Genomic DNA, 12,901 nt, shown 5'->3' on the forward strand with positions numbered 1-12,901 from the left:
GCCGCCGGCGTCGCCGTGACCAACGCGCCCGGGGTCGACGGCCACGGCCTGCGGTGGGTGGCCCGCCGTCCGGGCGCCGAGATCGTGTGGACCCTGTTCGGCCGCCGCTGAGACCAGACACCGAGAGAACCGGAGAGACGCCTCGTGTCCCGACGAATGCTGCTGCACCGCGCCACCGTCCAGGAAGGACTGGGGGTGCCCTCCCGACCGCGCCACAGCGTGCTGCTCGACGGCGAGCGCATCGTGGCCGTGCTACCCGAGGCGCAGGCGCCCCTGCACGACCCGGACATCGACGTCCTGGACCTCGACGGCCGGACGGTCATGCCGGGCATGACGCTCGGCCACACCCACATCGCGTACCTGAACGTGCTCGACGGTCGGGAGATGCTGTTCAAGTACAGCATCCCGGAGGTGACCCTCGGCGCCGCCGCCAACGCGGCGGCGATGCTGCGGCTGGGCTACACCGCCTTCGTCGGCGCCGGCTCGGTGGCCGGCATCGACATGGCGCTGCGCCGGGCGATCGACGCCGGCCAGCTGCCCGGCCCGCGCATCACCCCGTGCAGCCGGGACCTGATGGTGTCCGGTCCGCCGGAGCGCCGCAACCCGGCGGTCAAGCAGCGCATCCCGAGCGACCTCATGCGGCTGGCCGACACCCCGGAAGAGTTGATCGAGTACGTCGACACGGAGGTCAACCAGGGCGCGGAGATCATCAAGGTCTTCTCCACCGGGGACGACACGTTCCCCAACGGCCGCTCCCACGAGCTGCTGTTCACCGCCGAGGAGCTGGTGATCGCGGCGCGGGCGGCGCACGAGCGGGGGGTCCGCATCCGGGCGCACTCGCGCGGGCTGGGCGGCATCCGCAACGCCATCGCCGCCGGGGTCGACGTGATCGACCACGCCACGTACGCCGACGACGCGGCCCTGGAGGCGATCGCCGAGCGGGGCATCTTCGTGGTGCCGAGCCTGCACCAGCCGTACCGGCTGCTCACCACCGGCACGCGACACGGCAAGACCCCGGAGTACCTGGAGACGCTCGAGTTCCAGGCCGAGGTGGAGAACACCCTGCGCATCCTGCCGCTGATGGTGCAGATGGGCATCCCCATCGTGGCCGGCGACGACTTCGGGTTCGCCTGGACCCCGCACGGCCGGTACGCCGAGGAGCTGGAGACGTACGTGACCATGGCCGGCATTCCCGCGCCGGTGGTGCTGACCTGGGCCACGGCCAACGGCGCGCGGCTGGCCGGGCGCGGCGACGACGCGGGCACGGTGCAGCCGGGCCGGCTGGCCGACCTGGTCGTCACCGACGGCGACCCGGCCGAGGACATCACGGTGCTGGGCCGGCCGGAGGCGATCGAGCTGGTGCTGCTGGGCGGCCGGGTGGTCGCCGGGGACGCCGCCCGCTACCGCGCCGGGCAGCCGGCGGGAGTGGCGTGATGCGGCGGTCCGTGCCGGTCGTCCCGCTGCTCGCCGTCGGGGCGTTCGCCATCGGCACCGACACCTTCGTCGTCGCGGGGGTGCTCCCCGAGGTGGCCCGCACGCTGCGGGTGAGCGTCGCCTCGGCCGGGTGGGTGAGCACGGTTTTCGCCCTCGCGTACGCCGTCGCCGCCCCGGTGCTCGGCGCGCTGGCCGGCCGGCTGGAGCGGCGTACCGTGCTGGTGATCTCGCTGGTCGGGTTCACCCTGGGCAACGTCGCCTCGGCGCTCGCCCCCGACCTGCCGCTGCTGCTGCTGGCCCGGGTCCTCACGGCGGTCAGCGCCGCGCTCTACGTCCCCGCCGCCACCGCGTCGGCGGCCGCGCTGGCCCCGCCCGAGCGGCGTGGCCGGGCCATGGCCGTGGTGCTCGGCGGCCTCTCCGCGGCCACCGTGGCCGGGGTGCCGTTCGGCACCTGGCTCGCCGCCGACCTGCAGTGGCGGGCCACCTTCTGGCTGCTCGCCGCCCTCGGCGCCGCCTGCGCGGTGGCGGTGCTGGTCGGCCTGCCGAGGCTGGCGCTGCCGCCCGGCCCATCGCTGGCAGCCCGGCTCGCCCCGGTGCGCGAGAGCCGCGTCGGGTTGGCGGTGCTCACCACCGCGCTCTTCATGACCGGCGGCTACCTCGCCCTGACGTACGTCGGGGCGCTGCTCGCGCCGGCCACCGACGGCGACGGCACCCTGCTCGCGGTGCTGCTGCTGATCTTCGGTGTGCCGGCGGTCGCCGGGACGGTGCTCGGCGGGCGGGCCACCGACCGCTTCGGTGGCCTGCCGGTCCTGGTGGTCTCGATCACCGGGCTCGCCCTGGTGCTGGTCACGCTGCCGCTGACCCGGCAGGCGCTGCTTCCGGCCGCGCTGGCCATGGCGGCCTGGGGCGTCACCGCGATGGCCACGCAGCCGGCCCAGCAGCACCGGCTCTTCACGATCGCGCCGACCTCCGGGCCGCTGCTGCTGTCCCTCAACTCCTCGGCCACGTTCGTGGGCATCGCCCTCGGCGGCTTCCTCGGCAACCGGTTGTTGCGCCACGGCGGCGCGGACGCCCTCGACCTGCTCGGGCCGGTCGGCGCCGCGCTCTGCGTCCTGGCGGTGGGCACCACGCTGCTCGGCGCGCGGACCCGTGCCGGCAGTCGCGACGACCGGCCACCGACCGCCCGATTGGCCACACCGGATCACCCCGGATTGGCCACACCCGGTGGTCGTCGCGCTGCGTACGGTCGGACCGACAATCGGACCCGAACCTCACGAGGATCACGATGACCCAGCTCAGCGACGGTGCGGACACCCTCACCGTCCGCATCGACGACCGGGTGCTGACCGCAGTGCCGGACTACGTCCTCGGCGTGCTCGCCCTGCCGGCGATCGAGGTCGCCCCGGCGCCTCCCCGCGTGACGGCGTTGCTGACCGCCGCCGAGGACGCGCTGCACGCGGCCGACCTGGACAAGGCGGGGGTGGCCGAGTTGCCGGGCATCGCCGCGTGGCGGGAGGCGTACCGGGCGGTGGGAGTGAACCCGAACCGGTTCCCCTGCGCCGCCGAGTCGATCGCCCGAAGGGTCGCCAAGGGCGACCGGCTGCCCCGGATCAACGCCCTGGTCGACCTCTGCAACGCCGTCTCGCTCGGCGCGGCGCTGCCGGTGGCCTCGTGCGCGGTCGACGGCATCACCGACCTCGTCGTCCGACCGGCCGACGGCACCGAGACGTTCCTGCCCCTTGGCGTGCCCGACGCGCCGGAGCGACCCGAACCGGGCGAGGTCGTCTACGCCGACGCCGACGGGCGGGCCCACTCCCGGCGCTGGAACTGGCGGCAGGGACACCTGGTCCGCACCGACCTGGGCCGGCACCGGCTGCTGCTCACCGTCGAGTCGGCCCACCCCGGCGGCCGGGCGGAGGTGGTGGACGCGCTGGCCCGGCTGACCGCCGCCCTCGACGACCTGTCCGACGCCCCGCGGCAGGAGGCGGTGCTCGACGCAGGAACGACAAGCGCCGTCCTGCGTACCGCAGGCCCGCTCAGCTCCGCCGGCAACCACCAGGGGAGTCGTCCGTGAACCGCGCGATCCTGGTGATCTACCGGCCGGCGGCCGGCCGGTACGCGGCCCAGTTCCGCAGCGTGGTCGCCGCCGCCGCCGAGCTGGGCGTGACCACCGTGGCGCTGCTGCCGACCGGGCAGCCGGCCGCCGAAGCCGCCGGCCTGCCCTGCTACCACGCCGACCTCGACGACACCGAGGCCGTCCGCTCGGTCGTCGCGACGATCCTCGCCACGCACCCGGTGCGGCGCATCTTCCCGCTCTTCGAGGGTGACGTGCTGACCGCCGCGTACTGCCGGCGCGACCACGGCATCGACGGGCTCGACCCGGAGGAGGCCCTGACCTTCCGGGACAAGAACGTGATGCACCGCCGGGCCACCGAGCTGGGCGTGCCGGTGGCCCGTTCGTGCCGCCCGGAGACGGTGGGGGCGGTCGCCGAGTTCGCCGCCGAGGCGGGCTGGCCGGTGGTGATCAAGCCGTACGCCGGCTGGGCCTGCGGCGACACCCACCGGGTGGACTCCACCGAGGACCTGGCCCGGGTGTGGCCGCTGATCGCCGACGACCGGCACGACTACCGGGTGGAGGAGTACGTCCGGGGCGCCGAGTACCACGTCGACTCGCTGCTGCGCGACGGCGAGGTGGTCTTCGAGCAGCTCTCCCGCTACACGTACTCGGTCCTGGAGTTCCGCGACGAGCCCGGCGGCACGGTCTCCCGCAAGCACGATCTGACCCCTGCGGAGCGGCGCATCCTGGCCGCCAGCGCCACCGTGCTGCGCGGCTTCGGGATGCGTACCGGCGTGGCGCACGTGGAGTTCTTCCTCCGCGACGACGGCGAGGTCGTCTTCGGCGAGGCGGCCGCACGGGCCGGCGGCGGCTCGATCGTCCCCGCCATCCAGGCCGGCCGGGGGATCAACCTGGCGGGGGAGTGGTGCCGCCTGGAACTGGACCCGGAGCACGTGCCGGCGGCCACCCTCGGCCCGGAGATCGGCACCGAATACCTCTGCTCCGACCGGTACGGCCGGATCACCGCGATCACCACGGTCGACGAGCTGCGGGCGCTGGACGCGGTGCGCGACGCGGACGTGTGGAAGACCGTCGGGGACGTGCTCGCCGTGCCGACCGCCTCCAACGACGTGCTCGGCTGGTACGTCTGCGAGGGCCGGGACTTCGACGACGTCCGTGCCCGGTTCAAGGTCATCCGGGACTCCTTCGAGGTGCGCACCGAGCCGGTGGGGGAGCCGTCATGTGGCTGACCCGGTTCCGGGCCCTGCCGCGCCCGCTGCGGATGCTGGTCTACGCCTCCTTCATCAACCGGGCCGGCATGTTCGTGTTCCCGCTGCTCGCGGTCTACCTCGTGCAGAGCCGGCACCTCAGCACCGGCGAGGCGGGCGTGCTGATCTCCGTCGGCAGCACCGGCCTGCTCGCCGGTAGCCTGCTCAGCGGCCCGGTCTGCGCCCGGGCCGGCCGACGCGCCGCGCTGGTGTCGAGCCTGCTGCTCAACGCGGCCGGTTACCTGGGCCTCGCCCTGGTCAACGGTCCCACCTGGACGTACGCGGTGCTGCTCTTCGTCGCGCTGGTCGGGATGGGGATGTTCGCGCCGGCGGCGAACACGCTGATCGCCGACCTGACCGAGCCCGGTGAGCGGCCCTTCGCGTACACGGTCAGCTACCTCGCCAACAACCTCGGCATGGGGGTCGGCCCGCTGCTCGGCGGGTTCGCGGCGGCCTTCTCGTACCAGCTGATGTTCGCCGGGAACATCCTGCTCGGCCTGCTCGCGGCGGCGACCATCTGGCTCTTCGTGCCGGCGGACACCCGGCGTGCCCAGACGGCGTCGTCGACCGCGAGCACCGGACGGGCCGGGCTGCTGCGCGACCTCGACGTGGCGGTGCTGGTGCTCGTCTCGTTCTGCTACGTCGCGCCGCTGATCGGTCTGGAATACACGCTGCCCCTCGCGGTCACCACAGTGCTGCACTCGTCGGTGGCGCTGGTCGGGGCGGTCTACACCATCAACAGCGTCGTCGTGGTCAGCGCGAGCCTGCTGATCGAGAAGCGGATCAAGGCGTACTCGACCCGGGTCCTGCTGATCGTGGCGGGCCTGCTCTGGTCGACCGGGATGGCCGTCCTGGTGTTCGCGTTCTCGCTGCCCGCCGTGCTGCTCTCCACTGTGGTCTGGACCCTCGGCGAGATCATCGCGTCGGTGGTGGTGCCCACCTACATCGCCGACCACGTGGCGGAGCACCGGGTCAGCGGCTTCATGGCCCTGAACGCCTTCGTGCTCAGCTCCGCCCGGTTGGTCGTGCCGATGGGTCTCGGCTTCGTCTGGCAGACCCAGGGACACCGTCCCGTTCTCCTGCTGCTCCTGCTGACCCCGGTGGTCGGCATGGTCGCGTTCGCAGCGCTGCGGATCCGACCGGCCGTCCGGCCCGTGCCGGCACTCGCCGAACCGGCCACCGCCAGTCCCTGACACCCCACCCCGCATCGGAAGAGGCCATGACCGCGACGAAGTTCGTGCTGCCCGAGAGTGACATCCCGACGACCTGGTACAACGTGGTTCCCGACCTGCCCAAGGGACTGCCCCCGATGCTGCACCCCGGCACCCGGGAGCCCATCACCGCGGCGGATCTCGAACCGCTCTTCGCCACCGGCATGATCGAGCAGGAGTTCACCACCGAGCGGGACGTGGACATCCCCGGGCCGGTGCTCGACATCTACCGGCAGTGGCGGCCCAGCCCGCTCGTACGCGCCCGTCGCCTGGAGCAGGCCCTCGACACGCCGGCCCGGATCTACTTCAAGTACGAGGGGGTCAGCCCGGCCGGCAGCCACAAGCCGAACACCGCCGTGCCGCAGGCGTACTACAGCAAGCTCGACGGCGTGCAGCGGCTGACCACCGAGACCGGCGCCGGCCAGTGGGGCAGCTCGCTCTCGATGGCCTGCGCGTACTTCGGCCTCGACTGCGAGGTCTTCATGGTGCGGATCAGCTACGACCAGAAGCCGTACCGGCGGGGGTTGATGGAGACGTTCGGCGCGTCGGTCACCGCGAGCCCGAGCGACCGTACCGGGGCGGGCCGGGCGGCCCTCGCCGCCGACCCGGACTCCACCGGCAGCCTCGGCCTGGCCATCTCCGAGGCGGTGGAGGCGGCGATGTCCAGCGGCGGCGCCGCCAAGTACGCCCTCGGTTCGGTGCTCAACCTGGTGCTGATGCACCAGACGATCATCGGGCAGGAGGCGCTGCTCCAGCTCGCGATGGCCGACGACTACCCGGACATCGTGGTCGGCGCGGCCGGCGGCGGCTCCAACTTCGCCGGGCTGGCGCTGCCGTTCCTGCGCCGCCAGTTGGGGGGCGGCCCGACGGTGCGGTTCGTCGCGGCGGAGCCGGCCTCCTGCCCGTCGCTGACCCAGGGCAGCTACGACTACGACTTCGGCGACACCGCCGGGCTCACCCCGCTGGCCAAGATGCACACCCTGGGCCACGACTTCCACCCGCCGGCGATCCACGCCGGTGGGCTGCGCTACCACGGCATGGCGCCGATCGTCAGCGCGCTGCGGGACATCGACCTGATCGAGGCGCGGGCGGTGCCGCAGACCGCCTGCTTCGAGGCGGGCGTGCTGTTCGCCCGCAGCGAGGGGATCGTGCCGGCCCCGGAGTCCACCCACGCGGTCCGGGTGGCGGTGGACGAGGCGCTGCGCTGCCGGGAGACGGGCGAGTCGAAGGCCATCGTCTTCTCCCTCTCGGGGCACGGCCACTTCGACATGCAGGCCTACATCGACTACTTCGCCGGGAAACTGACGGACTGACCTCGCAAGGGGGTGGGCGCCCCTGCGGCGTCCACCCTTCGCGACGAGCACCGGGGGTGCCATTGCACAGCGAAGCAGCGACCATCCTCGCCATCAACGGATCGGAACGGGCCGGTGGCAACACCGACCACGCCATCGCGTACGCGGGCAAGCTGATCGCCGAGCGGGGCGCGATCCTGCGCACCATCGCGCTACGCGAGCACCGCATCTCGCCGTGCAGCCCGTGCGGCGACTGCAACAGCCGTACCCTGCCCTGCCAGGTGGACGACGACGTCCCCGCCCTGGTGGAGCAGATGGCCAGCGCCGACGGGCTGATCTACGCGGCCCCGGTGCACGGCTTCGGCCTCGCCCACCTCATGCAGGTCTTCATCGAGCGGGCGGGCGTCGGCTATTTGCGTTTCACCCGGCCGCTGGCCGACAAGGTCGGCGGCATCATCGTCACCGGGCGCCGGTACAGCGACTCCTCGGTGCACAACCAGATCGTCAACAACCTGCTGCTCAACCGGATGATTCTGGTGGGCAGCGGCTTCCCCGTCCTACTGCGCAACACCACCGGCGCTCCCGGCCTGACCGACGTCGAGGGCGTCGACGCGCTGGAGCGGATGGTGCACCGGATGCTCGACATGGTGCAGCTGCTCAAGCGGCACCAGCGGGTCGACGGCGGTCCGGTCCTCCCGCGCCGTGACCGCAACGAGCGTGTTCCGCGACCCCGCCGTACCGAAACCGCCCCAACCAGAGGAGATATCGAGAATGTCCACTGAGCAGGTCGCCGCGCCGGTCGGCATCGACTTCCCGGCCACCGAGTGGGAGAGGTGGGACAAGCCGGGAGCCGAGGGGCGCGTCAAGATCTCGTACGTCGGGGGTCAGCGTCTGCGCCTGCTGGAGCTGCCGCCGGGCTTCGACGAGCACCACTGGTGCCTGCGCGGGCACACCGGCTACGTCCTGCAGGGCGAGTTCACCATCCACTTCCGGGACCGGTCGGTGCCGTGCCGCCCCGGCATGGGCTTCGTCATCCCCGACGACGAGGAGCACCGGTCCCAGGGCAGCGACGCCGAGCCCACCGTCGTCTTCGTGATCGACCAGGTCCCGCAGCCGTGAGCGATCAGCACCGGATCGCGCCGCCGGCCGGCTCCCCGCCGGTCGGCGGCGCCGACGGCCCGGCGCGGATCGCCGAGCTGCGGGTCGCCATCGACGCGCTCGACCAGCGGATCATCGCCCTGCTGGCGGAGCGTACCCGGGTGGTGCAGGAGCTGACCGCGCACAAGACGGACGAGGCGACCGTCCGATCACCCGACCGGGTACGGCAGGTGCTCGGCCGGGTGCACGACCTGGCCGCCCAGCACGGCATGCCGCCCGAGGTCGCGGTCGGCACCTACCGTGCGCTCATCGACGAGCTGACCCGGATGCAGCTCGACATGCTGGCAGCCCGCCGTGCCACCGCGTCACTGGCGGAGGAGTGATGAGCCACCGCCCGCCCGTCGACCTGCGGCACGCCCTGGCCAGCCTCGACCCGCTCCCGGGCGAGCTGGTCCGCGTCGCCACGGAGCTGCCCGCCCGCTACGGCGTCTCCGCCCACTACGCCCGCTGGGCGGGTGCGCCCGCCGCCCCGCCCACCGGCGCCGGCCCGGCGGTGCTCTTCGACCGGGTACGCCCCGATCACGGCCCGACCCGGGCGGTGCTGATGGGCCTCTACGGCACCCGCCGGCGTGCCTCCGGTCTGCTCGGCTGCACGCCGGCCGAGCTGCCGCACCGGCTGCTCGCCGCGGTGGCCGCCCCCCGTCCGCCGGTGCCCGCCCCCGACGCGTCCCGCTGGCCGCGCGAGACGCTGCCGTTGGATCTGACCGCGCTGCCGGTGCCGGTCCTCACCGACGAGGACGCCGGGCCGTACCTGACCCTCGGCGCGGTGCTCGCCACCGACCCGGACACCGGGGTCCGCAACCTGTCCGTGCACCGGATGTGCGTGCAGGGGCCCGACACGCTGACCATCTGGATGGTCCCCGGACGGGACCTGGAGCTCGCGCACCAGGCCGCCCTGCGCCGGGGGCGTCCGTTGCCGATCGCGATCCACCTCGGGCTGAGCCCGGCGGTGCTGCTGTCCTCCTGCTGCCCGACCTCGCTGGTCCCGCCGGACCTCGACGAGCTGGCGGTGGCCGGCGCGCTCGCCGGTCAGCCGGTGGAGCTGCTGCCCTGCGCCACGGTGGACGCCGAGTTCATCGCGCACGCCGAGTACGTCATCGAGGGCGAGTTGCTGGCCGACCGGGTGCCGGAGAGCGCGCACGGCACGGTGGCCACGCCGGAGTTCCTCGGCTACCAGGGTCGGGCGCATCCCTCGTTGCCGCTGATCCAGGTCACCGCGATCACCGCCCGGGAGAGCCCGATCCTGCAGGCGGTCTCCGGGCCCGGGCACGAGCAGTCGGTGCTGCTCGGCTTCGGGATGGAGGCCGCGGTGCTGGACCTGCTGCGCCGCCGGGGGACGCCGGCCCTGGCGGCGCACTGTCACACGGCGGGCGGCGGTCAGCTCATGGTGGTGCTCCAGTGGCCGGCCAAGCGCGGCCCGTCCGACGACGCCGCGGTACGCGCCGCCGCCGAGGCGGTGCTGGAGCAGTTCCGGATGGCCAAGCTGGTGCTGTGCGTGGGCGAGGACGTCGACATCGAGTCCGATCAGGACCTGTGGTGGGCGATGGTCACCCGCTTCCAGGCCGACCAGGACCTGCTCGTGCTGCCGGACCGGGAGGGCTTTCCGCTCGACCCGAGCCAGCACACCGGCTACTCCCCGTCGCTGTCGGCCGACGGGCGCACGGCGAAGGCGGTCTTCGACTGCACCGTCCCGTACGCCCAGAGCGCGCGCTTTCACCGGCCCCGCTTCACCGAGCCGTCACGTCCCGCACCGCGGCGGCCAGCAGCGCCACTCCCTCGGTGATCTTTGCGGTGGGCAGCGCCGCGTACCCGATCAGGAAGGTCGGCTCGGTCGGCGGGCGGGTGACGAAGTAGCCCGAGGCCGGGTAGACCCGTACGCCTCGCGCGGCGGCGGCGCGCACGATCTCGGCCTCGCCGACGTCGGGCGCGCCGCCCAGGGTCACCAGCACGTGCAGCCCGGCCGCCGTGCCGGAGATCCGCACCCCCGCGCCGAAGTGTTCGTACAGCGCCTCCAGCAGCCGGGCGCGCCGCTGCCGGTAGAGGCGGTCCATCCGGCCGATGTGCCGGGCGTACGCGCCGGAGGAGATGAACTCGGCCAGCGCCTCCTGGGTAAGCGTCGGGGTCAGCCGGTCGGTGATCCACTTGACGCCCAGGAACGACCGGACGAGATGTGGCGGCAACACCGCGTACCCGATGCGCAGCGAGGGGAAGAGGGTCTTGCTGAAGCTGCCGACGTAGACCACGTCGGCGTCCTGCGGGTCGGCGGCCAGCGACGGCAACCGCTCCTCGGCGAAGGTGAACTCGTTGTGGTAGTCGTCCTCCAGCACCGTGGCCCCGTGTTCGCGGGCCCAGCGCAGCAGCGCTCGTCGCCGCCGCTCGGACATGATGAACCCGGTGGGGAACTGGTGCGACGGAGTGACGTAGACCAGGCGTACCCGGGCCGGGTCGAGGCCGTGCGCGCGGACCTGGCACTCGATCTCGTCGACCCGCAGGCCCTCCTCGTCGACACCGACCGGCACCACCGCGGCCCGCGAATAGCCGAAGATCTGCCGCAGCACGGTGTGGCTCGGGTCCTCGATGATCACCACGTCGTCGGGGCCGACGAGCAGCCGGACCAGGATGTCCATGGCCTGGGTGGCGCCGCTGGTCACCACCGTGTTCTCGCGGGTGGCGTCCAGCGCACGACTGCGCCGCAGCAGGGCGGTGATCTGGGCACGCAACGACAGCGCGCCCTCGGCCGGGCCGTAGCCCAGGGCCACCGCGTCGGCCCGGCTCACCGCGTCGGCGAGCGACTGCCGCCACCGGGTCACCGGGAAGCTGGCCAGCGCCGGGGTGCCGTGCCGGAAGTCGTACGTCCCGTCCGGCCGGTGCATCGGCGCCGGTTCCCACGGCTTCCACAGCGGACTGCCGGCGTCGGTGGGAAGTGGGGGTTCGGGTCGCAGGTGCGCGCGGGCGGCGCGGGGGGCGGGTGGCGGCGTGTCGGTCAGGGCGGCGCTGACCCGCGTGCCGGAACCGCGCCGTGAGGTGAGCACCCCGTTGGCCCGCAGCAGCTCGTACGCCCGGGTCACCACCGTCCGGGAGACCCCGAGCTGGTGCGCCAGCTCGCGGCTGGGCGGCACCGCGTCGCCCGGGCGCAGCCGGCCGGCCCGCACGGACCCACTGATCTGGTCGCAGAGCTGCTGCTGCAACGGAACCGAACTGTCGCGGTCCAGCGTGACGAGGAGCTGGTCCGAACTCACCTGGACATGCTCCCCCGCTCGACGCCGCCTGCGAGTCTAGTCGCGCCGGCGTGCCAATCGGGCTCGTCCACGACGGACCGCTGTCCGTTGCCGGCGGGTCCTCGCAGCGGTGGTCAGGCTGCCCGGGAGGACCGTCTGCGGGCGCGCCGTTCGGTCTGTACGAAGGTCGACAGCCGGCCGTCCACCAGTCGACCGAGCACGTCCAGGAAGATTGCGCGGTCACGCGCCGGGACCGTGGCGAGGATGTCACTCTGCAGCCGCGTGACGATCTGCCGCGCCTCGGCGACCAGCCGCTCGCCGTCGCGCGTGACGGTGACGATGCGGGCGCGTCGGTCGGTAGTCGATGTGCGGCGCCCGACCAGGCCGGCACGTTCCAGCTCGTCGAGGGTGACCACCATCGTCGTCTTGTCGATGCCGCACATCTCGCCGAGCTGACTCTGGGTGTACTCACCGGTGCGGCCGCGATCGAGCACGCAGTAGGCACGCGTCGAGATGCCCAGGCCGGAGAGCGCGGCGGCGTGCTCCTGCGCCAGCGCGTGGGTGGCCCAGGACATCAGAAACATCAGGTCGGGGGCTGCGGCATCGGGCCCCGAGGTTCCGGTGGTCATGGCGGCAGCCTAACAACTAGTTTGTGATTCGAACTATCTCGTAGCGGAGCATTGTCGCGCCACATCGGACAAGGTGAGAACGAGATAGTTGAGAACAAAACCTTCTGGTACGGTTCGATTTCGACACCGTATCCCTCTACTGAGGAGTCACCCCTGATGTCTGCGGAAGCCTCTGCTCCCCGAGCCGTCGACGGCGCTTCGCGCGTGCGGAACCGGTCCATCGCCCTCGTGGTCGCCGTGCTCGCCGCCGTGGCCGTGTGGTCGATCGCGACCCTCGCCGGCGCGCAGCTCACCGTCGACCAGGGCTCCGGTCCGCAGGACGTCACGGTGCTCGCCGTGCTCGTGACGTCCGCGCTCGCGGGGCTGCTCGGCTGGGGCCTCCTGGCGGTGCTCGAACGCCTCTCGGCTCGCGCCACGACGATCTGGACGGGGATCGCGGTGGCCGTCCTCGTGCTGTCTCTCGTGCCCGCGTCCCTGGTCGACGCCTCGGCCGGCACCAGGTTCGCCCTTGTCCTGATGCATCTGGTGGTGGGCGCGGTCGTGATCCTGGGCTTCCGCAGAGGGGCGCGGCCCGCCTGACGACCAGCGGCCGCCCCGCCGACGCCGTCGCCTCTCCTGCGCCACCTGGGGCAGGA

13 protein-coding genes are annotated in these 12,901 nt (G+C 73.0%); 11 read left to right on the forward strand and 2 right to left on the reverse strand.

The features are described 5' to 3' along the window. Window positions 1–144: 144 nt before the first annotated feature. From AB0J68_RS14080 to AB0J68_RS14125, 10 genes are read left to right on the forward strand one after another with little or no spacing between them, the layout of a single operon-like run. Window positions 145–1,434: an amidohydrolase family protein gene (locus AB0J68_RS14080; protein WP_354855623.1), complete on the forward strand. Its 1,290-nt coding sequence runs from the start codon at window positions 145–147 to the stop codon at window positions 1,432–1,434. After that, on the forward strand, window positions 1,434–2,723 hold the full coding sequence (locus AB0J68_RS14085; RefSeq protein ID WP_363938729.1) for an MFS transporter: 1,290 nt from the start codon (window positions 1,434–1,436) through the stop codon (window positions 2,721–2,723). The genes AB0J68_RS14080 and AB0J68_RS14085 overlap by 1 nt, the downstream gene beginning before the upstream one ends. Then, complete coding sequence (locus AB0J68_RS14090; RefSeq protein ID WP_363938732.1) at window positions 2,720–3,508, forward strand: phenylalanine--tRNA ligase beta subunit-related protein; 789 nt, start codon at window positions 2,720–2,722, stop codon at window positions 3,506–3,508. The genes AB0J68_RS14085 and AB0J68_RS14090 overlap by 4 nt, the downstream gene beginning before the upstream one ends. Then, complete coding sequence (locus AB0J68_RS14095; RefSeq protein WP_363938735.1) at window positions 3,505–4,740, forward strand: ATP-grasp domain-containing protein; 1,236 nt, start codon at window positions 3,505–3,507, stop codon at window positions 4,738–4,740. The genes AB0J68_RS14090 and AB0J68_RS14095 overlap by 4 nt, the downstream gene beginning before the upstream one ends. Then, on the forward strand, window positions 4,731–5,951 hold the full coding sequence (locus tag AB0J68_RS14100; protein WP_363938738.1) for an MFS transporter: 1,221 nt from the start codon (window positions 4,731–4,733) through the stop codon (window positions 5,949–5,951). Before AB0J68_RS14095 ends, AB0J68_RS14100 begins: the two co-directional genes overlap by 10 nt. A gap of 26 nt (window positions 5,952–5,977) precedes the next feature. After that, entirely contained in the window at window positions 5,978–7,282 is a 1,305-nt protein-coding gene (locus tag AB0J68_RS14105) for a TrpB-like pyridoxal phosphate-dependent enzyme (protein WP_354855618.1), read from the forward strand. 56 nt (window positions 7,283–7,338) lie between these two features. Beyond that, entirely contained in the window at window positions 7,339–8,043 is a 705-nt protein-coding gene (locus tag AB0J68_RS14110; RefSeq protein WP_355065970.1) for a flavodoxin family protein, read from the forward strand. Then, a complete protein-coding gene (locus AB0J68_RS14115) occupies window positions 8,033–8,380 on the forward strand; it encodes a cupin domain-containing protein (protein ID WP_234581760.1) in 348 nt (115 codons plus the stop codon). Before AB0J68_RS14110 ends, AB0J68_RS14115 begins: the two co-directional genes overlap by 11 nt. Beyond that, entirely contained in the window at window positions 8,377–8,742 is a 366-nt protein-coding gene (locus AB0J68_RS14120; RefSeq protein ID WP_354855616.1) for a chorismate mutase, read from the forward strand. Before AB0J68_RS14115 ends, AB0J68_RS14120 begins: the two co-directional genes overlap by 4 nt. Beyond that, a complete protein-coding gene (locus tag AB0J68_RS14125) occupies window positions 8,742–10,202 on the forward strand; it encodes a UbiD family decarboxylase (RefSeq protein WP_354855615.1) in 1,461 nt (486 codons plus the stop codon). The genes AB0J68_RS14120 and AB0J68_RS14125 overlap by 1 nt, the downstream gene beginning before the upstream one ends. Here the strand turns inward: AB0J68_RS14125 and AB0J68_RS14130 are convergent. Both AB0J68_RS14130 and AB0J68_RS14135 read right to left on the reverse strand, forming a co-directional pair. Beyond that, window positions 10,147–11,658 (reverse strand): PLP-dependent aminotransferase family protein, encoded by a 1,512-nt coding sequence (locus AB0J68_RS14130; protein WP_354855614.1) that lies wholly within the window; start codon window positions 11,656–11,658, stop codon window positions 10,147–10,149. The two genes, AB0J68_RS14125 and AB0J68_RS14130, sit on opposite strands and share 56 nt — an antisense overlap. Window positions 11,659–11,771: 113 nt before the next feature. Further along, on the reverse strand, window positions 11,772–12,266 hold the full coding sequence (locus AB0J68_RS14135; RefSeq protein WP_354855613.1) for a MarR family transcriptional regulator: 495 nt from the start codon (window positions 12,264–12,266) through the stop codon (window positions 11,772–11,774). Between the two features lie 204 nt (window positions 12,267–12,470). On the opposite strand from AB0J68_RS14135, the gene AB0J68_RS14140 reads away from it, so the two are divergent. Further along, window positions 12,471–12,845 carry a DUF6069 family protein gene (locus AB0J68_RS14140; RefSeq protein ID WP_363938745.1) on the forward strand — a complete coding sequence of 125 codons (375 nt, stop codon included), beginning with the start codon at window positions 12,471–12,473 and terminating at the stop codon, window positions 12,843–12,845. Window positions 12,846–12,901 lie beyond the last annotated feature (56 nt).

The sequence above is a fragment of the Micromonospora sp. NPDC049580 genome, assembly GCF_040675595.1.
Lineage (GTDB): Bacteria > Actinomycetota > Actinomycetes > Mycobacteriales > Micromonosporaceae > Micromonospora.